The sequence below is a fragment of the Salmonella sp. 2018103 genome, from assembly GCF_026247685.1.
In the GTDB taxonomy this organism is placed as follows: domain Bacteria; phylum Pseudomonadota; class Gammaproteobacteria; order Enterobacterales; family Enterobacteriaceae; genus Salmonella; species Salmonella enterica.
Genome location: NZ_CP111029.1, coordinates 777,497 through 799,912, shown reverse-complemented (window position 1 = coordinate 799,912; position 22,416 = coordinate 777,497). Strand labels below are relative to the sequence as shown.

General features: G+C 53.3%; 24 protein-coding genes. 12 read left to right on the top strand and 12 right to left on the bottom strand.

Features of this window, described 5'->3' with window-relative positions:
* The first annotated feature begins 140 nt into the window (after positions 1–140).
* The 5 genes from OLG56_RS03845 to OLG56_RS03825 are packed head-to-tail and all read left to right on the top strand — an operon-like array spanning position 141 to position 3,226.
* On the top strand, positions 141–566 hold the full coding sequence (locus OLG56_RS03845) for a PPC domain-containing DNA-binding protein (protein WP_000218562.1): 426 nt from the start codon (positions 141–143) through the stop codon (positions 564–566).
* A gap of 25 nt (positions 567–591) precedes the next feature.
* Positions 592–1,170 carry an ECF transporter S component gene (locus OLG56_RS03840; protein WP_000124004.1) on the top strand — a complete coding sequence of 193 codons (579 nt, stop codon included), beginning with the start codon at positions 592–594 and terminating at the stop codon, positions 1,168–1,170.
* The gene (locus OLG56_RS03835) at positions 1,171–1,878 is read left to right on the top strand and encodes an energy-coupling factor transporter transmembrane component T (protein WP_079980902.1); all 708 of its coding nucleotides are present in this window, start codon (positions 1,171–1,173) and stop codon (positions 1,876–1,878) included. It begins immediately after the preceding gene.
* The gene (locus tag OLG56_RS03830) at positions 1,866–2,543 is read left to right on the top strand and encodes an ABC transporter ATP-binding protein (protein ID WP_001517914.1); all 678 of its coding nucleotides are present in this window, start codon (positions 1,866–1,868) and stop codon (positions 2,541–2,543) included. Before OLG56_RS03835 ends, OLG56_RS03830 begins: the two co-directional genes overlap by 13 nt.
* Positions 2,537–3,226, top strand: a complete 690-nt coding sequence (locus OLG56_RS03825; protein ID WP_023207645.1) for an ABC transporter ATP-binding protein — start codon at positions 2,537–2,539, stop codon at positions 3,224–3,226. Before OLG56_RS03830 ends, OLG56_RS03825 begins: the two co-directional genes overlap by 7 nt.
* Here OLG56_RS03825 and OLG56_RS03820 read toward each other — a convergent pair.
* The 7 genes from OLG56_RS03820 to tkt form a co-directional block, all read right to left on the bottom strand.
* Entirely contained in the window at positions 3,195–3,911 is a 717-nt protein-coding gene (locus OLG56_RS03820) for a nucleoside/nucleotide kinase family protein (protein WP_000684837.1), read from the bottom strand. The two genes, OLG56_RS03825 and OLG56_RS03820, sit on opposite strands and share 32 nt — an antisense overlap.
* Complete coding sequence (locus tag OLG56_RS03815) at positions 3,908–4,417, bottom strand: MltR family transcriptional regulator (RefSeq protein ID WP_000209974.1); 510 nt, start codon at positions 4,415–4,417, stop codon at positions 3,908–3,910. The genes OLG56_RS03820 and OLG56_RS03815 overlap by 4 nt, the downstream gene beginning before the upstream one ends.
* A gap of 213 nt (positions 4,418–4,630) precedes the next feature.
* The gene (gene glpX / locus OLG56_RS03810; RefSeq protein ID WP_001519647.1) at positions 4,631–5,602 is read right to left on the bottom strand and encodes a class II fructose-bisphosphatase; all 972 of its coding nucleotides are present in this window, start codon (positions 5,600–5,602) and stop codon (positions 4,631–4,633) included.
* Positions 5,599–6,873, bottom strand: a complete 1,275-nt coding sequence (locus OLG56_RS03805) for a zinc-binding dehydrogenase (RefSeq protein ID WP_000853171.1) — start codon at positions 6,871–6,873, stop codon at positions 5,599–5,601. The genes glpX and OLG56_RS03805 overlap by 4 nt, the downstream gene beginning before the upstream one ends.
* Positions 6,874–6,896: 23 nt before the next feature.
* Positions 6,897–8,276, bottom strand: a complete 1,380-nt coding sequence (locus tag OLG56_RS03800) for a PTS mannitol transporter subunit IIBC (RefSeq protein WP_000400411.1) — start codon at positions 8,274–8,276, stop codon at positions 6,897–6,899.
* A 27-nt stretch (positions 8,277–8,303) separates the two neighbouring features.
* A complete protein-coding gene (cmtB, locus tag OLG56_RS03795; protein WP_001518319.1) occupies positions 8,304–8,747 on the bottom strand; it encodes a PTS mannitol transporter subunit IIA in 444 nt (147 codons plus the stop codon).
* Positions 8,748–9,058: 311 nt separating this feature from the next.
* Positions 9,059–11,050, bottom strand: a complete 1,992-nt coding sequence (gene tkt, locus OLG56_RS03790; protein ID WP_000098648.1) for a transketolase — start codon at positions 11,048–11,050, stop codon at positions 9,059–9,061.
* 275 nt (positions 11,051–11,325) lie between these two features.
* Here tkt and loiP point away from each other — a divergent pair, with 275 nt between their 5' ends.
* A complete protein-coding gene (gene loiP, locus OLG56_RS03785; protein ID WP_000701825.1) occupies positions 11,326–12,084 on the top strand; it encodes a metalloprotease LoiP in 759 nt (252 codons plus the stop codon).
* Between the two features lie 100 nt (positions 12,085–12,184).
* Here the strand turns inward: loiP and speB are convergent, their stop codons facing one another.
* The 5 genes from speB to OLG56_RS03765 form a co-directional block, all read right to left on the bottom strand.
* Positions 12,185–13,105: an agmatinase gene (gene speB, locus OLG56_RS03780; RefSeq protein WP_000105550.1), complete on the bottom strand. Its 921-nt coding sequence runs from the start codon at positions 13,103–13,105 to the stop codon at positions 12,185–12,187.
* 228 nt (positions 13,106–13,333) lie between these two features.
* Entirely contained in the window at positions 13,334–15,310 is a 1,977-nt protein-coding gene (speA, locus tag OLG56_RS03775) for a biosynthetic arginine decarboxylase (protein WP_001278580.1), read from the bottom strand.
* Positions 15,311–15,318: 8 nt separating this feature from the next.
* Positions 15,319–15,450: an acid stress response protein YqgB gene (gene yqgB, locus OLG56_RS03770; protein WP_000729109.1), complete on the bottom strand. Its 132-nt coding sequence runs from the start codon at positions 15,448–15,450 to the stop codon at positions 15,319–15,321.
* Positions 15,451–15,535: 85 nt separating this feature from the next.
* Positions 15,536–15,685 carry a small protein YqgG gene (yqgG, locus tag OLG56_RS22170; RefSeq protein WP_001751809.1) on the bottom strand — a complete coding sequence of 50 codons (150 nt, stop codon included), beginning with the start codon at positions 15,683–15,685 and terminating at the stop codon, positions 15,536–15,538.
* Between the two features lie 59 nt (positions 15,686–15,744).
* Positions 15,745–16,044, bottom strand: a complete 300-nt coding sequence (locus tag OLG56_RS03765) for a hypothetical protein (protein ID WP_001543499.1) — start codon at positions 16,042–16,044, stop codon at positions 15,745–15,747.
* 55 nt (positions 16,045–16,099) lie between these two features.
* Between OLG56_RS03765 and metK the strand changes: the two genes are divergently transcribed.
* From metK to gshB, 6 genes are all read left to right on the top strand, one after another.
* The gene (gene metK / locus OLG56_RS03760; protein WP_001062140.1) at positions 16,100–17,254 is read left to right on the top strand and encodes a methionine adenosyltransferase; all 1,155 of its coding nucleotides are present in this window, start codon (positions 16,100–16,102) and stop codon (positions 17,252–17,254) included.
* Positions 17,255–17,746: 492 nt separating this feature from the next.
* A complete protein-coding gene (gene galP, locus OLG56_RS03755; RefSeq protein WP_001113171.1) occupies positions 17,747–19,141 on the top strand; it encodes a galactose/proton symporter in 1,395 nt (464 codons plus the stop codon).
* Positions 19,142–19,219: 78 nt separating this feature from the next.
* Positions 19,220–19,717, top strand: coding sequence for a SprT family zinc-dependent metalloprotease (locus tag OLG56_RS03750; protein ID WP_000856775.1), 498 nt, complete (start codon positions 19,220–19,222; stop codon positions 19,715–19,717).
* A 94-nt stretch (positions 19,718–19,811) separates the two neighbouring features.
* Positions 19,812–20,519: a deoxyribonuclease I gene (gene endA / locus OLG56_RS03745; protein ID WP_000286123.1), complete on the top strand. Its 708-nt coding sequence runs from the start codon at positions 19,812–19,814 to the stop codon at positions 20,517–20,519.
* Positions 20,520–20,595: 76 nt separating this feature from the next.
* Positions 20,596–21,327, top strand: a complete 732-nt coding sequence (gene rsmE / locus OLG56_RS03740) for a 16S rRNA (uracil(1498)-N(3))-methyltransferase (protein WP_001222488.1) — start codon at positions 20,596–20,598, stop codon at positions 21,325–21,327.
* 19 nt (positions 21,328–21,346) lie between these two features.
* The gene (gene gshB, locus OLG56_RS03735) at positions 21,347–22,294 is read left to right on the top strand and encodes a glutathione synthase (RefSeq protein ID WP_061377598.1); all 948 of its coding nucleotides are present in this window, start codon (positions 21,347–21,349) and stop codon (positions 22,292–22,294) included.
* Positions 22,295–22,416 lie beyond the last annotated feature (122 nt).

Genomic DNA, 22,416 nt, shown 5'->3' with positions numbered 1-22,416 from the left:
TTTATTCCATATTTAAGAATCACCAGTACATCCGTCAGATCTTTTCATCGCCGCGTCACAAATACTGATTTATATCAGAAAGCGCTGCCGCCAGCGTCTATATTATCAGCGCCACGTCCGAGTCTCGGAGTCCTGTAACGATGACTGTATCTCACCACAATGCCTCTACAGCGCGCTTTTACGCGCTTCGTCTGCTTCCCGGCCAGGAAGTGTTTTCCCAATTACACGCCTTTGTGCAACAGAACCAATTACATGCCGCCTGGATTGCAGGGTGTACCGGCAGTCTGGCCGATGTTGCGCTGCGTTATGCCGGGCAAGAGGCGACCACATCGCTCACCGGCACGTTTGAAGTTATCTCGCTAAACGGCACGCTTGAATTGACCGGCGAGCATCTACATCTCGCGGTATCAGATCCCTACGGAGCCATGCTCGGCGGCCATATGATGCCAGGGTGTACCGTGCGTACCACGCTGGAACTGGTTATCGGCGAACTACCAGCGCTGACGTTCAGCCGTCAACCGTGCGCCATTTCCGGTTATGACGAACTGCATATTTCTTCCCGTTAATTGACGACTCTTTAAGAGGTACTTTATGGCGCGTCGCCCGTTTTCCAGCCAGTCTCTGGTGCTGATTGTCATCGCTATTGCCATCAATATGATTGGCGGACAGCTTATTAGCATGTTGAAGCTGCCTATTTTTCTCGACTCGATCGGCACCTTAATTAGTGCGGTGCTGTTAGGGCCGTTCATCGGCATGTTGACTGGGCTTCTGACCAACTTGCTGTGGGGGCTTCTTACCGACCCTATCGCTGCCGCGTTTGCCCCGGTAGCGATGGTTATCGGTCTGGTCGCCGGGTGGCTGGCGCGCGCAGGCTGGTTTCGTACCCTGCCCAAAGTGGTCGTCAGCGGGGTCGTCATTACGTTAGCGGTGACGCTGGTCGCCGTACCGCTTCGTACCGCGCTTTTTGGCGGCGTTACCGGTAGCGGCGCTGATTTATTCGTCGCCTGGATGCATTCAATGGGCCAAAACCTGGTAGAGTCGGTCGCGATTACCGTCATAGGCGCTAATCTGGTCGATAAAATTCTGACGGCGATCATCGTTTGGGTGCTGCTGCGTCAGCTACCGTTACGTACGACACGGCATTTTCCTGCGATGTCAGCCGTACGCTAAATGCATCCGTTTACCTCGTTAACCTTATGGGCGCTGGCGGCCTGCACCACGCTGCTACTCCCTGCGCAAACCGTGCTCCCGGTTTATAGCGCGGCGGCCTTCCTCTGTCTGCTGGCGCTGAAATCAACGCGGCGGCGGGCGAAGTATGTCGCCTGGCTGATGCTGTCTTTAGGGTTTGGGCTATGGCTGGTACATGGCGGTTGGCTAACGGAATGGATAAGCGGGCAGCCTCGCGATCCGCAACGCTGGATATATGCCGTTACGCTATGGCTACGCCTGCTGGCGATCGTGTCGACGTCGCAGCTATGGATGCAGTATGTGCCGGTTCAGCGGCTTATTCGCGCCCTGTTCGCTTCACGTCTGCCCCCCGGCATCGCTTACCTGTTCGCTGGCCCGCTGCTGGTCGTCGAACAGCTCAAACGACAACTGACGATCGTTTATGAAGCCCAGCGCGCGCGTGGCGTACCGCTGGATGAAGGCTGGTATCAGCGGCTACGGGCTATGCCTGCGCTGATCGTGCCGCTTACGCAAAATGCGCTTAACGATCTGACAATACGCGGCGCGGCGTTGGATATGCGGGGGTTTCGGCTGCATCGAGCCCGAACCACGCTGTGGGCGCCGAAAGATAGCATGTTACAACGGGTTGCGCGGTATGGCATGGTACTGCTAATACTGGCGGAAGCGGGAGTATGGATATGGTTACGTTAGAGCAGTTTCGTTATCTTCCGTCCGATGCGACACGCCCGCCGGCATGTTTTGATTTCCACTATTCAACACCCGGAATAGTGGCAATAGTCGGTGATAACGGCAGCGGAAAAAGTACGCTGGCGCAACTGATGGCTGGCTGGTATCCGGATTATCTTCCCGGCGATATTGACGGCACAGGCTTACTGCTTGGCGTCCCTATCGGGCGGCTCCCGCTGGTAGAACAGTCGCCCACCATCCAGTTGGTGCAGCAATCGCCATATTTACAGCTTTCCGGCTGTACCTTTAGCGTAGAGGAAGAGGTGGCGTTTGGCCCGGAGAATCTCGGCCTCCATGAAGCGGAAATTCTACGGCGCATTGACGAGGCGCTGACTCTGACAAACTGCCAGTCGTTACGCCATCGCCATCCCGGCACGCTCTCCGGCGGCGAAACGCAGCGGGTAGTGATTGCCAGCGCGCTTGCCATGCAGCCCAGACTATTAGTTCTTGATGAAGCCTTCAGTCGGCTGACGTCAGCGGCCACCGGGACACTGCTGGAACGGTTACAACAGTGGGCGCTGGAACGTCATTCTCTCATTGTGCTTTTTGAGCGTAACCATTTTCCTTTTCTGACGCGATGCCAGCGGGTATGGCAATTGCGCGACGGAGCGCTAACCCCATTATGTTGACGTTAAATCAGGTCGCTTATCGCTGGCCGAATGCCGCAGCCGACTGTCTGCACGCCATCTCGCTTGAACTTCGTGACGGCGAATGGCTGGCGTTGACCGGCGATAACGGCGCGGGAAAATCAACGCTGTTACGGATTATGGCCGGCCTGCTTTCCCCCACTTCCGGCTCGGTAACGCTTAATGGAGAGCCGATTGCGCAGCTTAAAAATCGTCAACGCGCCGCCGCTATCGGCGTACTCTTTCAGGAAGCGGAAAACCAGATTTTCCACAGCAATGTCGCGCAAGAGGTCGCTTTTGGGCTGAAACTACAACGCTTATCGGCGGAGGAAATTTCACGGCGCACGCAGGCCGCGCTGCGGTTATGTCAGCTAACGGACGTCGCCGAGGCGCACCCGCTCGATCTGCACGCCGCGCAGCGCCGGATGGTGGCGGTCGCCAGTCTGGAGGCGATGGCGCCGCCTGTGCTATTGCTGGATGAACCCAGCCGGGATTTTGACGCCCACTGGCTAACCGTATTTGAACACTGGCTGGCGACATGCCGGGCACGGGGAACCAGCGTCGTGGCGATTAGCCATGACGCTGCGTTTACCCGGCGTCATTTTTCACGGGTGGTACGGCTGCATAATGGCGCGATAACGCCGCGTAACATCATTAAGGACACGCCATCCGATATTCGCCCGTAGAGGTCATTTCCAGCATGAGATCGGCTGGCAGGCTACTTTCCAGCACCCGGCGCACATTTGGGCCGTCGGTGCGTTCATAAAAGGTTTCCGCCTCCGCCTGTGATAATCCTCCCGCCAGTTTACGTCCAATCAACCGGGCGCGTAAGGTTTCCGCCGGGGCGCGAATAAATAATGAGAAATCGCAAAACTCCGCTAACGCGCGCCATCTGTCGTCATCCCGCAGGAGCCAGTTTCCTTCCACAATCACGATCGGCGCCGTGACCATAACAGCGTGTTCCACCGGGTCGTGCCGCTGTCGGTCGTACTGCGGCCAGGTCGCTTCGCCAGCCCGCACCAGACGCAGATTTTCCGCCAGCTTATCAACGTCAAAGGTTTCCGGCGCGCCTTTACAGGCACGTAAATGATGCGCCTCCAGCCAGCGGTTATAGTAATGAAAGCCATCCATGGGAAGCGTTTGAATTTCCGGCAGGCCAGCATCCTGACGAGAGAGATATTCCCAGAAGGTGGTCAGCGTGGATTTGCCTGTGCCGGGCGGCGCGCTAAGAAAAACGATGGTACGGCGCTCAGGTTTAGCGGCATGTATTTTAGCCAGTTGTTGCAGTAAGGGCTTGTGAACCTTCTCTATTTCATCATCATGATAATGTGCTTCAACGTGCAGCCCATTAACCGTTAATGCGATTTTCACGGCGTTAATTCCTTTAAAATTGTCGTTACCGCCAGCGCCATCGCCGTTTTGACCATACCGGTAAAACGCACCTCAGACCACGCGGCGAAGTCGGCAAACTTCATCGACTCCAGCGCGCCATATAAGGGCGCATTACGGGTAATACAGTTAACGTTACTGATGAAGTCCCAGGTAATGTCGTCGGCAAAACCGGGAATCGCGTCCTGTTCATGCAGGTACTGATAAAACTGAGAAAAATGGGTGATGTCAGCGTAGAGCCATTTATCCATTTTCCCCAGCGCATAAATCAGACGTAATGCAACGTCGATATCGTCAAGCGGCCCGCTTTGAGCGAGTAACGGCTTCACTGCATATTCCACAATTTCTTCATCATTATCGACAAACAGCGACGGCAGAAAGCGCTTAATGCCCTGGAGCAAAATGTTATGTGCCGTCGTCATAAACGAAAGTAAATTATTTTGAGCATCCAGTTGCTCAAGCACATCGTCTTCTGTCAGCGTCGTCATTTGTGTCCCGATATACTCATCGTCTTTCAAGCTACAGGTGGGCGTGGACTTGCCACCGTCCTTCATCCTGAAAAGCCCAGAGTATATACCCTAAATAATTCGAGTTGCAGACAAGCGGCAAGAGAGAGAACCACCAGGAGCTTACATGAGTAAGTGACTGGTGTGAACGCGCGTCGCCAACGTACTTGCAACGTGAAGAATGACGGGGATAAGTCACCATGAATGCAGAGAGTCTATAATATTACACGTTCGATCTGCGCTACCAATCAGTAAAGTTTGCGTGCGCACACCATTCGCAACCCGTTGGATCCCGTTAACCAGATCGCCGCCCGTAACGCCCGTCGCGCTAAAGAGAATGTCGTTACCGGCAGCCAGCTCGTCAAGGGAGTAGACACGGTTAACCGCAACGCCCATTTCTTCGCAGCGTTGACGCTCCTGTTGCGCCACCAGGCGGTTGTCAGCGTTGTCCCCTTTCGCTTCACAAAAGTCGAGTAGCTCCGCCTGCATATCACCGCCCAGCGCTTTTACCGCACAGGCGGAAATTACGCCTTCAGGCGCGCCGCCAATGGTATACATCAGATCATAAGGGTTATCCTGCAAACAGGTCAGGACGCTGGCCGCTACATCACCATCGGGGAGAGCGAATACCTTAACCCCAAGTTGCGTCGCCTGTGTAATGGCCGGTTTCAGCCGCGGTTTATCTAACGTGACCATACGCAGATCCTCCAGCGGCTTATTTAGCGCCCTGGCGACATTTCGCAGATTATCGGTTAACGATAACGCCAGATTGATCACGCCTTTCGCCTGCCGATTTACAACCAGCTTTTTCATATACATATCGGGCGCATGTAACAAGCTGCCCCGGGGCGCAAACGCCATGACGGCCAGCGCATTACTTTGTCCCATGGCGACCATTCGGGTGCCTTCTATAGGATCGACGGCGATATCCACCTCCGGCCCCTCGCCGTTACCCACCTCCTCGCCAATCCACAGCATGGGCGCATGATCGATTTCCCCCTCGCCGATGACGATCCGCCCACGGATGGCGATATCATTCAATGCCTGTCGCATCGCGGTAACAGCCAGCCCATCAATTCTGTTCTTATCGCCGCATCCCGTTTGCGGCCAGGCAGCCAGTGCTGCCTGCTCCGTAATGCGAAATAGCGGCCATGCCAGAGACATCATGCCGCCTCCCCGATATCCACGCCAAATTGCGCCAGCAGGTATCTTTCCGCTTTTTCGTTCCAGATGCCGTGCGTCTCTTCAACCAGACGCGCCAGCTCCCTGAACAACGGATCCGTTTTTCCTTTTTCGGCGAAATCAGTAATCGCCGTCAGCGGCATGGTGACGCCGTTATAGATAAGCTTCTTACCGCCGGGAATATCCGGCAGGTTGAGTACGGTGTCCGGTACTGCATCCAGCCCACCAATATGCGTCACCATGAATGAAGGCTGAAGCTGTCCTGTTGCGCTTAACGTAATAGCCTCTTTCATATCCTCTGTGGAGCCGCCAGATGTCCCTACGACATGGGTACTGTTGTAATGCACATTGTAGAAATTAAACGGTACCTTGAACTGGCTATCTGTCGGCCCGGCAAAGAAATTCAGGCAACCGTCTTCGGCGAGAAGATCGTCAGCCATTTCAACGACGGACGGAACGGCGGCATAAACAAAGACATCATCAAATCCTGCGCCATCGGTTAATGTCCGAAGTTGCGCAGCAGGATCAGCCATGCCCGCGGTATTCACATAGATAAGCTCAATGCCCTTCTCAGCGGCCTGTTTGACCGGCAGCAGTTTTTTAGCCTGCGCCAGGCGGGCTTCATCGATATCGACCACCACAACTCGCGCCGGCTGGATCCCGCCGTTAATGGCATAATCAATCGCACCAATGCCCATCGGTCCGGCACAGGCCAGGAGCGCGATATTACCGCCGGGTTTGACTCCCATCCGATGTTCATAAACATAAGGTGTTGTATGGTAATTGGCGTTATAAGCGCCAATAATGCAGCACATCGGTTCCGCCAGCGATGCCGCGGCAAAATATGAGCCGTGATACGGTAAAACACAGCCCAGATTAATCGCTACTTCCGGGATTATCATGTACGTGGCGTTACCGCCAAAATATTCGTAACTGTAGCCAGCAGAATAACCGCTCGGCAGGCCCATCGCCGGTTGTAAAACAAAACGCTGTCCTTTTTTATATTTATCAGTCAGATTTTTTCCTACTTCGACGATAATTCCAGCACATTCATGCCCCGTAATGACTGGATGATTTTCCAGATCATCTGGCACTCGTTTATGTTCACTGCCTAATAAAGCGGCTTTCCAGGTAGAGAGACATACGCTGTCGGAAATTACGCTTACGAGCAGTTCATTCTCCGTAATGTCGGGTAATTCAAACTCACGGATACGGACATCCCGCTTGCCATATATAGCAGCTACTTTCGTTTTCATATTTACTCCAGAAACCTGAAATATTAATTCGATGTCAAATGGTTAAATAAATCATCAAGGCACGGATCGCCAATATAGTTTTTAATAAGTATTAAGGGCTTATCGCTGACTCGCTTAACCCGTCCTTCAAGGCTGGCGTGGGTAACGATAATATCGGCATCATCCGGTACATTTTCGATAGCGTAATGTTTAACGTCGATAGTCAGGCCCGCCTTTTCCAGACGTCGGCGGAACGTTGTGGCGCCCATTGCGCTGGAGCCCATCCCCGCATCGCAGACAAAGGCGATACGTTTCACGTCGCGATATGAAAATTTGCCTTCTTGCTTCATGGCTTTCACCGCTTTAGCGGAATCACTAAAAGTATCTTCGCTGTCGGCTTCGCTACTTTTTTCCATTTTCAAAATGAAAGCGGTGATAATAAAGGTCACTGCCGTTCCCGCCGTTACGCCAGCTATCGTAGCAAGGAAAGAACCTTTCGGCGTCAGCGCCAGGTAAGCGAAAATTGACCCCGGGCTTGGCCCTGCAACCAGGCCGCCATCCAGCAGGTTAAACACCCATGTTCCGCTCATCCCGCCGGCAATCATGGCGATGAGTGTTAATGGCTTCATCAGTACATAGGGGAAATAGAGCTCATGAATCCCCCCGAGGAAATGGATAATCATGGCGCCAGGCGCAGATTTCTTTGCCATTCCTTTGCCGAATAGCGTAAAGGCAAGCAGCAAACCTAAGCCAGGCCCCGGGTTAGAGGCCACCATAAAGAAAATGGACTTTCCGGTTTCCGACGCCTGTTGCATTCCCAGCGGATAATAAACGCCCTGATCGATGGCATTGTTCAAAAAGAGGATTTTTGCCGGTTCATTGATTAAAGACAGCAGCGGCAGATAGCCCGCATGTACCAATGATTCAATACACTCCTTCACAAAGTTATTGGCAATAAGTACCGCCGGACCAATCACTTCAAAACCCAGCAGGCACAAAATCATCCCGGCGATACCCAGCGAGAAGTTATTAATCACCATCTCAAAACCGGCGGGAATCCGCTTTTCCAGCAACCGATCAATATATTTAATGACCAGACCGCCGAGAGGTCCCATAATCATTGAGCCAAGAAACATGGGGATATCAGCACCGATGATAACGCCAATGGTGCCAATTCCCCCCATCACGGCGCCACGCTTTCCACCGACCAGATGTCCACCGGTAGAACCAATCATCACCGGCAGTAAATAAGTAATCATCGGGCCGACAATTTTGGCGAAATGCTCATTTGGCATCCATCCGGTTGGAATAAATAATGCAGTGATAAAACCCCAGGCAATAAAAGCGCCGATATTGGGAATGACCATCGCGGTCAAAAATCCCCCAAAAGCCTGGACCTTTGCACGAGCAGACTTGTGTTCCATATTAATATCCTGTAAAGGAGAGAATAATTATGCGCGAGCTATAATATCCGCCAGCTCTTTTTCTGATTTCGCAGCTAATAACGCCGCTAAAACATCCTCTTCACATAATAGTTCGCTTAACGCCTGAATAGCGCCAATATGTGAATCTGAATCTGCTGCTGACAGGCCGATTAATAATTTTATGCCGTCATCCTCGTCGGTAAACTGCACATCCTGCCTGAGCAATGTTAATGACATCCCGGTTTTTAACGCGCCGCATTCGGGGCGAGCATGAGGCATCGCGACACCAGGTGCCAGAATATAGTAAGGACCATTACTGATTGTTGAATCTTTGATAGCCTGAATATAATTTTCATTTATATAACGATTAGCCAAAAGTGATGACATGGAAAAATCAACAGCTTCCTGCCAATTTTGTGCCAATGGTCTTATTGTAATAGATGCTTCAGGAAAATAATCTATTAACCGCATAAACTATCCTTATTTTATTTTTAGGGTACAACTTGTCGTTAAAAATAAAATACGCGGGCGGCAAAATGAAATCAATCCAGGCGAAAAAGCGAGCGCTTAAAATGACATGATTATAATTTATCTATAAAACAACCTGTTATAATTATAAAAATAAAAAGCAAGCTTAATTTTGTGATGTTAATTGCAAATTCAATAAATAATAAAATATCAAAATTGTGATAAAAATCACAAATAAAGTCTTGTTAGCGATAAAATAAATGTATCTAAAAAAATGGGTCGCCGAAGCGACCCGTTTCATGCCGTATTAAGGATTACAGCAGCGCTTTCGCTTTGGCGATCACGTTGTCCACCGTGAAGCCAAACTCTTCAAACAGCAGCTCTGCCGGAGCGGATTCACCGAAGGTGGTCATCCCGACAATAGCGCCGTTCAGGCCGACGTATTTGAACCAGTAGTCAGCGATACCCGCTTCAATCGCCACACGCGCAGAGACCGCCTTCGGCAGCACGGATTCACGGTAAGCCGCATCCTGTTTGTCGAACGCGTCGGTGGACGGCATGGAAACCACGCGCGCCTTCACGCCTTCGGCAGTCAGTTTTTCGTAAGCGGCAACCGCCAGCTCAACTTCTGAACCGGTCGCAATGAAGATAATCTGCGGCTGGCCCGCACAATCTTTCAGTACGTAACCACCGCGGGCGATATTCGCCAGTTGCTCTTCAGTACGTTCCTGCTGCGCCAGGTTCTGACGGGAGAGGATCAGCGCGGTTGGGCCATCCTGGCGCTCTACGCCATATTTCCACGCCACCGCGGATTCCACCTGGTCGCACGGACGCCATGTGGACATGTTCGGCGTTACGCGCAGGCTTGCCACCTGCTCGACCGGCTGGTGCGTCGGGCCATCTTCGCCCAGACCGATGGAGTCGTGGGTGTACACCATCACCTGACGCTGTTTCATCAACGCTGCCATACGCACTGCGTTACGGGCATATTCGACGAACATCAGGAAGGTGGAGGTGTACGGCAGGAAACCGCCGTGCAGGGCGATACCGTTGGCGATAGCGGTCATACCGAATTCACGCACACCGTAGTGAATGTAGTTACCCGCTGCGTCTTCGTTGATAGCCTTAGAACCGGACCACAGGGTCAGGTTAGAGGGCGCCAGGTCTGCAGAGCCGCCGAGGAATTCCGGCAACAGCGGACCGAAGGCTTCGATGGCATTCTGGGACGCTTTGCGGCTGGCGATTTTCGCCGGGTTAGCCTGCAGTTTAGCGATGAATTCATTCGCTTTCGCATCGAAGTCAGCCGGCATGTCGCCTTTCATACGACGGGTGAATTCAGCAGCTTCCTGCGGGAAGGCTTTCTCATAAGCCGCGAATTTCTCGTTCCATGCGGATTCTTTCGCCTGGCCGGCTTCTTTCGCATCCCACTGGGCGTAGATTTCAGACGGGATTTCGAACGGCGCGTATTTCCAGCCCAACTGTTCGCGGGTCAGCGCGATTTCCGCGTCGCCCAGCGGCGCGCCGTGGGAATCGTGGGTACCCTGTTTGTTCGGCGAACCGAAACCGATGATGGTTTTGCACATCAGCAGGGACGGCTTGTCAGTCACGGCGCGAGCTTCTTCCGTGGCGCGTTTAATAGCGTCGGCATCGTGACCGTCAATGCCACGGATAACGTGCCAACCGTAGGCTTCAAAACGTTTCGCGGTGTCATCGGTGAACCAGCCTTCAACGTGACCATCGATAGAGATACCGTTGTCATCATAGAACGCGATCAGTTTGCCCAGTTTCAGAGTACCAGCCAGAGAGCACACTTCGTGAGAAATGCCTTCCATCATGCAGCCGTCGCCCATAAAGACGTAGGTGAAGTGGTCAACGATGTCGTGGCCAGGACGGTTAAACTGCGCCGCCAGAGTTTTCTCGGCAATCGCCATCCCGACGGCGTTGGCAATACCCTGACCCAGCGGGCCAGTAGTGGTTTCAACACCAGCGGTGTAGCCCACTTCCGGGTGACCAGGGGTTTTTGAATGTAGCTGACGGAAATTCTGCAGTTCGGACATCGGCAGGTCATAGCCGGTGAGGTGCAGCAGGCTGTAAATCAGCATTGAGCCGTGGCCATTGGACAGCACAAAGCGGTCGCGGTCGGCCCAGGACGGGTTGGTCGGGTTGTGGTTCAGGAAATCACGCCACAGGACTTCGGCAATGTCAGCCATACCCATCGGGGCACCCGGGTGACCGGATTTGGCTTTCTGTACTGCGTCCATGCTCAGCGCACGAATAGCATTGGCAAGCTCTTTACGTGAGGACATTTTGACTCCAGATCGGATGTTGAAAGGCCATGCCCGTAACGACTTGACGACAGCGCGTTTTGGGCTACGCCGGAAAATTTGCCAACAATTTACCCCAAGCCGCGCGTCATGTACATGGAACATCCTTTTACCGCTTCAGAAATCTCCGGATCGTGCTCGCATGTTGCGCAATTAGCTAACTTGCCTGCCATGCTTTTCTTTATACTTAACCCAGGCGCTAATTCATCTGCAACGGGCGCATTTCAAAATAATATTAATTCGTATGGAAGAGAAAAATGAAAATTCGCGCTTTACTGCTTGCTTTGGGCATGGCGACGGTGCTGACCGGTTGCCAGAATATGGACTCTAATGGACTGCTTTCTTCGGGCGCTGAAGCTTTTCAGGCCTATACGTTAAGCGATGCGCAGGTAAAAGCGCTGAGCGATCAATCCTGTCAAGAGCTCGACAGCAAAGCGAAAATCGCGCCGGCGAGCAGCGAATACGCTAAACGACTGACAAAAATTGCCGCCGCGCTGGGGGATAACATTAACGGCCAGCCGGTGAACTATAAGGTTTACGAGACGAAAGACGTCAACGCGTTTGCCATGGCGAACGGTTGTATCCGCGTCTACAGCGGACTGATGGATATGATGACCGACAACGAAGTTGAAGCCGTGATCGGCCATGAAATGGGCCATGTCGCGCTGGGTCATGTAAAGAAAGGGATGCAGGTCGCGCTGGGCACTAACGCCGTGCGCGTCGCGGCGGCATCGGCAGGAGGAGTTGTCGGCAGCCTGTCGCAATCACAGCTTGGCGATCTTGGCGAAAAACTGGTGAACTCGCAGTTCTCTCAGCGTCAGGAGTCCGAAGCGGATGATTATTCTTACGACCTGTTGCGCAAACGCGGTATCAGTCCGGCAGGACTCGCTACCAGCTTTGAGAAACTGGCAAAACTGGAAGCGGGTCGTCAAAGCTCAATGTTCGACGATCACCCGGCGTCCGCCGCACGCGCACAGCATGTGCGCGATCGTATGAGCGCGGACGGGATCAAATAACCCCCGAACAGTGCCGGATGGCGGCGTGAACGCCTTATCTGGCCTACAAGCATCAATCAGCTGTAGGCCGGATAAGCGCAGTGCCATCCGGCAAAACAACTTACTCGCCCTTCTTCGCCGCCTGGATATAGAGCATTTCTAATGCCAGCGTCGCGGCCGCCAGAGCGGTGATCTCTGACTGATCGTAAGCCGGCGCGACTTCCACTACATCCATACCAACAATGTTCAGATCTTTCAGACCGCGTACCAGTTTAATGGCGCGATCGGAGGTCAAACCGCCGATCACCGGCGTACCGGTGCCAGGCGCAAACGCCGGGTCCAAACAGTCGATATCAAAGGTCAGATAGACCGGCATATCGCCGACGATCTGTTTCACCTGAGCGAGAATATCATCCACGCCGCGATCGTTGACCTGGCAGGCATCCAGCACGGTAAAGCCATTGTCTTTGTCAAACTCAGTGCGAATACCGATCTGTACCGAATGATGCGGATCGATCAGGCCTTCTTTCGGCGCGGTGTAGAACATCGTGCCGTGATCGAATTCGCAGCCGTTAGCGTAGGTATCGGTATGCGCGTCAAAATGTACCAGCGCCATTTTGCCAAAATGTTTAGCGTGGGCGCGCAGCAGCGGCAGCGTGACGAAGTGGTCGCCGCCGAAAGAGAGCATACGCTTGCCTGCAGACAGCAGTTTTTCAGCGTGCGCCTGTAATTTTTCGCTCATTTCACGGGCATCGCCAAACGCATACACTAAATCGCCGCAGTCTACGACGTTCAGGCGCTCGCGCATGTCAAAATTCCACGGGAAACGGTGATGTTCCCAGGCGAGGTTGGTCGACACCTGACGGATCGCCGCCGGACCATGACGTCCGCCAGCGCGACCGGACGTTGCCATATCAAACGGTACGCCAGTGATCACCCAGTCGGCATCGCTGTCATACGGCTGGAAGTTCATTGGCAGACGTAAAAAACCAAACGCATTAGAAACCAGTGAGTTATCGTACTGATGACCTAAGGTGCTCATGTCCTGACCTCTTTTAGAGTCGTTGCATTAAAACAGATGAAAAAAAATCCCCTCCGCGTCGTTAAACCCGACGAGGAAGGGATTGATTTGTAAATCGCTATTGCGGCGAATTATCGCCGTTAATTCATACGGGTTCAAGTGAGTATAGCATTCTGCCGGGTGGTGGCTTTACCTTATCCAGCCTGCATTCGTAGGCCCGGTAAGCGCAGCGCCACCGGGCATCAACGGCTACTCATCTTCAAGATAAGTATAACCGTACAGTCCCGCTTCAAATTCCTCAAGGAACTGCTGCTGCAACGCATCGTCCAGATCCGTCTGTTTTACCTGGTCGCGGAAATGCGTTAACAGCGTTTTCGGATCCAGTTGCACATATTGCAGCATATCCGCAACGGTATCGCCTTCGTCCGACAGCTCAACCTCGACGCTACCATCCGGGAAGACAAACACGTCAACCGCTTCAGTATCGCCAAACAGGTTGTGCATGTTACCGAGGATCTCCTGATAGGCGCCGACCATAAAGAAGCCGAGCATCGGCGGATTCTCTGGATCGTATTCCGGCATCGGCATCGTCGTGGCGATACCGTCGCCATCGATATAGTGGTCGATAGCGCCATCGGAATCACAGGTAATATCCAGCAGCACGGCACGACGTTCCGGTACCTGATCTAACCCTTCCAGCGGCAGCACCGGGAAGAGCTGATCGATTCCCCACGCGTCCGGCATTGACTGGAACAGCGAGAAGTTGACGTACATTTTGTCCGCCATTCGCTCTTGCAGTTCGTCGATAATCGGACGATGCGCACGGTTTTGCGGGTCCAGTTGCTTCTGCACTTCATGGCACATGCTGAGATAAAGTTGTTCCGCCCAGGCGCGCTCCTGCAAACTAAACGCGCCGGAAGAGTAGCCGATATGAATATCGTGCAGATCCATTTGGCTATCATGCAGCCACTCACGCAGCGAGCGGCGGGTGCCAGGTTTATGCATCTCCTGCCAGGTTTCCCAGAGATTTTGCAGCGCGCGCGGCGCATCTTCAGCAGGGGCAGTCGGATCCGTGTATTCGTTACGCTCCACGCCGATAATGTTAGAGACCAGTACCGTATGGTGCGCAGTGACGGCGCGGCCAGACTCGGTAATCACCGTCGGATGCGGTAAACCATGCTCTTCGCAGGCATCGCCAATCGCCCAGATGATGTTATTGGCATATTCGTTCAGGCCATAGTTCACCGAACAGTCGGACTGCGAGCGGGTACCTTCATAATCCACGCCCAGACCGCCGCCCACGTCGAAGCACTGGATATTCACGCCCAGCTTATGCAGCTCAACATAGAAACGCGCGGACTCGCGCACGCCGGTCGCGATATCGCGAATGTTCGCCATCTGCGATCCCAGGTGGAAGTGCAACAGTTGCAGACTGTCCAGACGCCCGGCGTCACGCAGGGTCTCCACCAGTTGCAGCACCTGGGTCGCCGCCAGGCCGAATTTTGATTTTTCGCCGCCGGAGGATTGCCACTTACCGGATCCCTGAGAGGCCAGACGCGCACGCACGCCCAGACGAGGAACCACGTTCAGGCGCTCGGCTTCTTCCAGCACAATCGCGATTTCAGACATCTTTTCGATGACCAGATAAACCTTATGGCCCATCTTCTCGCCAATCAGCGCCAGCCGAATGTATTCACGGTCTTTATAACCATTACAGACGATCACGCTACGGGTCATGCCGGCATGCGCCAGCACCGCCATCAATTCCGCTTTTGACCCCGCTTCCAGCCCCAACGGTTCACCGGAATGGATAAGGGACTCGATCACGCGGCGATGCTGATTGACCTTAATCGGGTAAACGAGGAAGTAGTCGCCGTTATAACCGTAAGATTCACGCGCACGCTTAAACGCCGCGTTAATTGAACGCAAACGGTGTTGCAGGATCTGCGGGAAGCAAAACAGCGCCGGCAGACGCTGACCTTGCGCTTCGCGCGCTTTCACCAGTTTGGCAAGATCGACACGCGCTTCCGGTACGTCGGGATCGGGGCATACGCTAATATGGCCCAGCTCGTTGACGTCGTAGTAGTTATTGCCCCACCAGGCAATATTGTAAGTGCGCAGCATCTTGCTGGCTTCCTGGGAGCTCATTGCAACCTCCTGCATGGAGCGTAGTACACCCTGTTCGCCTGCTGACGAAGGCGAACCCATAGACATGTCGTCAGACATAGCGAACCTCAATTTTTATTAGCAAGTGTAAAACAGTTGACTACTATCGCAATCCGAAGACGCGATAACAACCCATAGACAAGCGGGTTTTCCAGCAGATAGCGCTGATGCTCCGCCTGCGCGACCGGTTTCTTTTTCATATCATTGTAAACACGTAACCGAACTCACAGATAACGGTTCGGCGAAACCACGAGAAAACTCTTGCGTTAACAAGAGCGCCCTTGTTCAGTCTTCAGCGCCATTGCCGGCTCTGGAATCCTGAGAAGCGCCGAGATGGGTATAACATCGGCAGGTATGCAAAGCAGAGATGCAGATTGCGGGGGACATGCGCGCACCAGAACGATGCGACAGATTCAGCAGAATACAACGGTTCATTATCTCGTATCACCTCCACGGCCGCCTCGTAAGACGAACCCACAAGCCAAAGCAACGTTTTAACCCGGCTGGAAGTGGCGACACGAAGAAAACGTCGTGTGCTTTTGTATGAGCCGCGCGTCGCGTTTTATACCCAGAACGCAGAAAAAAAGCAAAGCATAAATGCGCATAATGTCAGCATTATCAGAAACGTTTACCGCCTGATTTTGACCGACATTGCGACGGCCTTCAAAAAAAGCTGGAAATTGGGCGAAGAAGTGACCTAAAATAGCCGTCCAGATGTTAATCCATCCATACTGATTAACACTCAGACTGCCAGTGTCAGTAACCTTCAGACTCATGGTAGAATCTTCTGTCATGACTATTCCGCACAACAGTTTGAGCTAACTAAATTCTCCTTAGGTGAAATTAAATATGGCAAAACACCTTTTTACGTCTGAGTCCGTATCAGAAGGGCATCCTGACAAAATCGCAGACCAAATCTCTGATGCCGTGTTGGATGCTATCCTGCAACAGGATCCGAAAGCACGCGTCGCCTGTGAAACCTACGTTAAAACCGGCATGGTTTTAGTTGGCGGTGAGATCACCACCAGCGCCTGGGTCGATATCGAAGAGATTACCCGTAATACGGTGCGCGAAATTGGCTATGTGCATTCCGACATGGGCTTTGACGCCAACTCTTGCGCGGTACTGAGCGCAATTGGCAAACAGTCTCCGGATATCAACCAGGGCGTTGACCGCGCAGACCCGCTGGAACAAGGCGCGGGCGACCAGGGCCTGATGTTTGGCTACGCGACAAATGAAACCGACGTACTGATGCCTGCGCCAATCACCTACGCGCACCGTCTGGTACAGCGTCAGGCTGAAGTGCGTAAAAATGGCACCCTGCCATGGTTGCGTCCGGATGCAAAAAGCCAGGTCACTTTCCAGTATGACGACGGCAAAATCGTCGGTATCGACGCCGTGGTTCTCTCTACGCAGCACGCAGAAGATATCGACCAAAAATCGCTGCAAGAAGCGGTGATGGAAGAGATCATCAAACCCATTCTGCCGTCTGAATGGTTAAATACGTCCACTAAGTTTTTTATCAACCCAACCGGGCGTTTTGTTATCGGCGGCCCGATGGGCGATTGTGGTCTGACCGGTCGTAAGATCATCGTTGATACCTACGGCGGTATGGCGCGTCACGGCGGCGGCGCCTTCTCCGGTAAAGATCCGTCTAAAGTTGACCGTTCTGCAGCTTACGCTGCGCGTTATGTCGCGAAAAACATCGTGGCGGCAGGTCTGGCGGATCGCTGTGAAATCCAGGTCTCCTACGCTATCGGCGTAGCGGAGCCGACGTCCATCATGGTGGAAACGTTCGGTACTGAAAAAGTGCCTGCTGAACAGTTGATTCTGCTGGTGCGCGAATTCTTCGACCTGCGCCCGTACGGCTTGATTCAGATGCTGGATCTGCTGCACCCGATCTACAAAGAAACTGCGGCTTACGGCCACTTCGGTCGCGAAAACTTCCCATGGGAAAAAACCGACAAAGCGCAACTGCTGCGCGACGCTGCCGGTCTGAAATAATCGCCCGCGCCTGACGCTGTTTGTCAGTCAGGTAAACCATACTGTACTTATCAAGGCCAGCGCCCTGCTGGCCTTTATCATTACTGATACACGCAACGTTATCAGATATTCCAGCGTGTATTTATACTGACCTTTTTGTGATGCGCAGCACAATCCACTCTCCCCTTTCGTTTCTTCGACTACACTTTTTATCATTCAGTTTCAGTCATCATGAAAGCGGTTACATTAATTTTCATTAAGAACTGACCACATCACTATCGGTATGCTAATTCTGCGATGAAAATATTACATAATTTTTCAACTTTGTCTGAATACCAGGCGATTGATATGGTTATAAGATTATTAAAACTATTATTTTTCAGATAATTAAATAATCACCGAGATAAATAGTAGTGTAAACGATTACACCATTGTGATTAGCCTCACATCTTTTTACGGCGTACTCACCTACTCTTAACATCGATAAAATTGCTAACCCAACCGGAGGGCATAATGCCTGACAATAAAAAACAAGGGCGTTCCAACAAGGCCATGACATTTTTTGTCTGCTTTCTTGCAGCCCTGGCAGGATTACTTTTTGGCCTGGATATCGGCGTTATCGCCGGTGCTTTACCCTTCATTACCGACGAGTTTCAAATTACCGCACACACTCAGGAATGGGTGGTCAGCTCCATGATGTTTGGCGCGGCCGTCGGCGCTGTCGGCAGCGGCTGGCTCTCCTTTAAGCTGGGTCGTAAAAAAAGCCTGATGATCGGCGCTATCCTTTTCGTCGCCGGTTCGCTGTTCTCCGCTGCGGCGCCTAACGTTGAAGTCCTGATTATTTCTCGCGTGCTGCTGGGTCTGGCCGTCGGCGTCGCTTCCTACACTGCACCGTTGTACCTGTCCGAGATCGCGCCGGAAAAAATTCGCGGCAGTATGATCTCAATGTACCAACTCATGATCACCATCGGGATTCTGGGCGCTTATCTGTCCGATACCGCGTTCAGCTACAGCGGCGCATGGCGCTGGATGCTCGGCGTGATCATCATCCCAGCCATTCTGCTGCTGATCGGCGTCTTCTTCCTGCCGGACAGCCCGCGCTGGTTTGCGGCGAAACGCCGCTTCCATGATGCTGAACGCGTCCTGTTGCGCCTGCGTGACACCAGTGCGGAAGCAAAACGTGAGCTTGATGAAATTCGCGAAAGTTTGCAGGTTAAACAGAGCGGTTGGGCGCTGTTCAAAGAGAACAGCAACTTCCGCCGCGCCGTGTTTCTTGGCATTTTGTTGCAGGTAATGCAGCAATTTACCGGGATGAACGTCATCATGTATTACGCGCCGAAAATCTTCGAGCTGGCGGGGTACACAAATACCACGGAGCAGATGTGGGGCACCGTTATTGTTGGTCTGACTAACGTCCTGGCAACCTTCATCGCTATCGGCCTGGTTGACCGCTGGGGTCGCAAACCTACCCTGACGCTGGGCTTCCTGGTCATGGCGATTGGTATGGGGATTCTGGGTACGATGATGCACATCGGCATCCATTCGCCGTCTGCGCAATACTTCGCTATCGCTATGCTGCTGATGTTCATCATTGGATTTGCGATGAGCGCTGGTCCGCTGATTTGGGTACTGTGCTCCGAAATCCAACCGCTGAAAGGCCGCGATTTCGGCATCACCTGCTCCACCGCGACCAACTGGATCGCCAATATGATCGTCGGCGCAACGTTCCTGACCATGCTGAACAATCTGGGTAACGCCAACACCTTCTGGGTCTACGCTGGCCTGAACGTGCTGTTTATCCTGCTGACCCTGTGGCTGGTGCCGGAAACCAAACACGTTTCGCTGGAACACATTGAACGTAACCTGATGAAAGGTCGTAAACTGCGCGAAATCGGCGCCCACGACTAATCCCTCCACGCTTCCTCCTGCCACAGGGGGAAGCGTTTTTCTTGCAGTCCCTCTTCCGTCGCACTATTCTCTGCCGCTATGAAAACCCCTCGTCTCCCTATCGCTATTCAGCAGGCCGTAATGCGCCGCCTGCGGGAAAATCTCGCCCAGGCGAACCTCAAGCTCGATAGACATTATCCGGAGCCGAAACTGGTGTATACGCAACGCGGCACCTCGGCGGGCACCGCCTGGCTGGAGAGCTACGAAATCCGCCTCAACCCGGTGTTACTGCTGGAAAACATCGACACCTTTATAGCAGAGGTCGTGCCGCATGAACTGGCGCATCTGTTGGTGTGGAAGCACTTCGGACGCAAGGCTCCGCATGGCAAGGAATGGAAGTGGATGATGGAAAGCGTGCTGGGCGTTCCGGCCAGACGTACTCATCAATTTGCGCTGCAATCCGTACGGCGCAATACCTTTCCCTACCATTGCCAATGCCAGCAACATCAACTCACCGTCCGCCGTCACAATCGGGTAGTACGCGGCGAAGCGGTTTATCGTTGCGTTCACTGCGGCGAACCACTGGTCGCCGGGTAGTTCCCGAAACGTCCGGGAACTTTCCTGAGCGGACTGATTGCATACAGACACAACTTTCGTTACGTTGCGGGCTCGTTTTGCTATGGAGTGTGCAATGTACCGTAATTTTTCTTTTGCCGCTGCGTTGCTGGCCGCAGCGTTTTCAGGCCAGGCCCTGGCCGATGGCATTAACAATTTTTCTCAGGCCAAAGCGGCGAGCGTCAAAGTCAATGCCGACGCGCCCGGCAGCTTTTACTGCGGGTGCCAAATCCGCTGGCAGGGTAAAAAAGGCGTCGTAGACCTGGAGTCCTGCGGCTATAAGGTGCGTAAAAACGAGAATCGCGCCAGACGCATTGAGTGGGAGCACGTTGTCCCCGCCTGGCAATTCGGTCATCAGCGCCAGTGCTGGCAGGACGGCGGGCGAAAAAACTGCGCTAAAGATCCGGTCTACCGCAAAATGGAAAGCGATATGCATAACCTACAGCCCGCCATTGGCGAAGTGAATGGCGATCGCGGCAACTTTATGTATAGCCAGTGGAACGGCGGCGAAGGTCAGTACGGGCAATGCGCCATGAAAGTGGATTTTAAAGCGAAAATCGCCGAGCCGCCCGCCCGCGCCCGTGGCGCAATCGCCCGCACTTATTTTTATATGCGCGACCAATACCAACTGAAACTTTCCCGCCAACAAACGCAGCTTTTTAACGTCTGGGATAAGCAGTACCCCGTTACCGCCTGGGAGTGCGAGCGCGATGCGCGTATCGCGAAGGTCCAGGGTAATCATAATCCCTATGTGCAACGCGCTTGCCAGGCGCGAAAGAGCTAACCTACACTAGCGGGATTCTTGTTAACCCATGCCCTGGATAGCCAAACGCCGGGGCCATGACGCGGATTTTTTTATTATGCGTATTCCCCGCATTTATCACCCTGAATTGTTGACGTCCGGTACGCAGATTTCGTTATGCGAAGATGCGGCCAACCATATTGGTCGTGTACTGCGCATGGGACCGGGACAAGCGTTACAGCTGTTTGACGGCAGTAATCAGGTATTCGATGCTGAAATCATTAGCGCCAGTAAGAAAAGCGTTGAAGTGCAAGTGATGAAAGGCGAAATCGACGATCGTGAATCGCCGCTGCATATCCATCTGGGCCAGGTGATGTCGCGTGGTGAAAAAATGGAATTTACTATCCAGAAATCGATCGAACTGGGTGTAAGCCTCATTACGCCACTGTTCTCTGAGCGCTGCGGCGTTAAACTGGATAATGAACGTCTGAACAAAAAGCGCCAGCAGTGGCAAAAGATCGCCATCGCCGCCTGCGAACAATGCGGGCGTAACCGGGTGCCGGAAATTCGCCCGCCGATGGCGCTGGAGGCCTGGTGCGCCGAGCAAGATTCCGGGCTGAAGCTCAATCTTCATCCGCGCGCCCATGCCAGCATCAACACTCTGCCGCTGCCGGTTGAACGCGTCCGACTGCTGATCGGCCCGGAAGGCGGGCTGTCGGCGGACGAAATCGCGATGACCGCGCGCTATCAGTTTACTGATATTCTGTTAGGACCTCGCGTTCTGCGTACTGAGACAACCGCGCTCACCGCCATTACTGCGCTACAGGTGCGTTTTGGCGACTTAGGATGAAGCGTTAACGGAGAAAATAATGATCAAGCTCGGCATCGTGATGGACCCCATCGCACACATCAACATCAAGAAAGACACCAGTTTCGCTATGCTGCTGGAAGCCCAACGTCGTGGTTATGAACTTCATTATATGGAGATGGCCGACCTTTATCTGATTAACGGCGAAGCCCGCGCCCGCACGCGAACGTTGAGCGTGGAGCAAAATTACGATAAATGGTACGAGTTCGGCAGCGAGCAGGAGATTAAACTCGCCGATCTGGACGTCATTTTGATGCGCAAAGATCCGCCGTTTGATACCGAGTTTATTTATGCGACCTATATTCTGGAACGCGCTGAAGAGGAAGGGACGCTGATCGTCAACAAACCGCAAAGCCTGCGCGACTGTAATGAAAAACTGTATACCGCCTGGTTTTCCGACCTGACCCCGGAAACGCTGGTAACGCGCAATAAAGCGCAGCTCAAAGCGTTTTGGGAAAAGCACGGCGATATCATTATGAAACCGCTGGACGGTATGGGCGGCGCGTCCATTTTCCGCGTTAAGGAAGGCGATCCTAACCTAGGCGTTATTGCCGAAACGCTGACCGAGCTGGGCAACCGCTACTGCATGGCGCAGAACTATTTGCCCGCGATCAAAGATGGCGATAAGCGCGTACTGGTCGTCGACGGCGAGCCGGTGCCTTACTGCCTGGCGCGTATTCCGCAGGGCGGCGAAACCCGCGGCAACCTGGCGGCTGGTGGTCGCGGCGAACCCCGTCCGTTGAGCGAAAGCGACTGGGAAATCGCCCGCCGCGTTGGGCCGACGCTTAAAGCCAAAGGGCTTATTTTCGTCGGTCTGGATATTATCGGCGACCGCTTAACGGAAATTAACGTGACCAGCCCAACCTGCGTGCGTGAAATTGAAGCGGAATACCCGATCTCTATCACCGGGATGTTGATGGACGCCATCGAAGCGCGTCTGGCGAAGTAAAGGTTTATTGCCCGGTGGCGTGCGCTTACCGGGCCTGAGCAATCACGCCGCCCCGGTCGGATAAGGCGGCGCATCAGCATCGCCATCCGGCAGTCTATTGCCCGATAAGGCAGCCGTCCTTT

Excerpts from the sequence above, each read along its gene's own strand:
- OLG56_RS03845 (WP_000218562.1), top strand. The coding sequence starts at position 141 with ATGACTGTATCTCACCACAATGCCTCTACAGCGCGCTTTTACGCGCTT.
- OLG56_RS03840 (WP_000124004.1), top strand. The coding sequence starts at position 592 with ATGGCGCGTCGCCCGTTTTCCAGCCAGTCTCTGGTGCTGATTGTCATC.
- OLG56_RS03835 (WP_079980902.1), top strand. The coding sequence starts at position 1,171 with ATGCATCCGTTTACCTCGTTAACCTTATGGGCGCTGGCGGCCTGCACC.
- OLG56_RS03830 (WP_001517914.1), top strand. The coding sequence starts at position 1,866 with ATGGTTACGTTAGAGCAGTTTCGTTATCTTCCGTCCGATGCGACACGC.
- OLG56_RS03825 (WP_023207645.1), top strand. The coding sequence starts at position 2,537 with ATGTTGACGTTAAATCAGGTCGCTTATCGCTGGCCGAATGCCGCAGCC.
- OLG56_RS03815 (WP_000209974.1), bottom strand. The coding sequence starts at position 4,417 with ATGACGACGCTGACAGAAGACGATGTGCTTGAGCAACTGGATGCTCAA.
- glpX (WP_001519647.1), bottom strand. The coding sequence starts at position 5,602 with ATGATGTCTCTGGCATGGCCGCTATTTCGCATTACGGAGCAGGCAGCA.
- OLG56_RS03805 (WP_000853171.1), bottom strand. The coding sequence starts at position 6,873 with ATGAAAACGAAAGTAGCTGCTATATATGGCAAGCGGGATGTCCGTATC.
- OLG56_RS03800 (WP_000400411.1), bottom strand. The coding sequence starts at position 8,276 with ATGGAACACAAGTCTGCTCGTGCAAAGGTCCAGGCTTTTGGGGGATTT.
- cmtB (WP_001518319.1), bottom strand. The coding sequence starts at position 8,747 with ATGCGGTTAATAGATTATTTTCCTGAAGCATCTATTACAATAAGACCA.
- tkt (WP_000098648.1), bottom strand. The coding sequence starts at position 11,050 with ATGTCCTCACGTAAAGAGCTTGCCAATGCTATTCGTGCGCTGAGCATG.
- loiP (WP_000701825.1), top strand. The coding sequence starts at position 11,326 with ATGAAAATTCGCGCTTTACTGCTTGCTTTGGGCATGGCGACGGTGCTG.
- speB (WP_000105550.1), bottom strand. The coding sequence starts at position 13,105 with ATGAGCACCTTAGGTCATCAGTACGATAACTCACTGGTTTCTAATGCG.
- speA (WP_001278580.1), bottom strand. The coding sequence starts at position 15,310 with ATGTCTGACGACATGTCTATGGGTTCGCCTTCGTCAGCAGGCGAACAG.
- yqgB (WP_000729109.1), bottom strand. The coding sequence starts at position 15,450 with ATGAAAAAGAAACCGGTCGCGCAGGCGGAGCATCAGCGCTATCTGCTG.
- yqgG (WP_001751809.1), bottom strand. The coding sequence starts at position 15,685 with ATGAACCGTTGTATTCTGCTGAATCTGTCGCATCGTTCTGGTGCGCGC.
- OLG56_RS03765 (WP_001543499.1), bottom strand. The coding sequence starts at position 16,044 with ATGACAGAAGATTCTACCATGAGTCTGAAGGTTACTGACACTGGCAGT.
- metK (WP_001062140.1), top strand. The coding sequence starts at position 16,100 with ATGGCAAAACACCTTTTTACGTCTGAGTCCGTATCAGAAGGGCATCCT.
- galP (WP_001113171.1), top strand. The coding sequence starts at position 17,747 with ATGCCTGACAATAAAAAACAAGGGCGTTCCAACAAGGCCATGACATTT.
- OLG56_RS03750 (WP_000856775.1), top strand. The coding sequence starts at position 19,220 with ATGAAAACCCCTCGTCTCCCTATCGCTATTCAGCAGGCCGTAATGCGC.
- endA (WP_000286123.1), top strand. The coding sequence starts at position 19,812 with ATGTACCGTAATTTTTCTTTTGCCGCTGCGTTGCTGGCCGCAGCGTTT.
- rsmE (WP_001222488.1), top strand. The coding sequence starts at position 20,596 with ATGCGTATTCCCCGCATTTATCACCCTGAATTGTTGACGTCCGGTACG.
- gshB (WP_061377598.1), top strand. The coding sequence starts at position 21,347 with ATGATCAAGCTCGGCATCGTGATGGACCCCATCGCACACATCAACATC.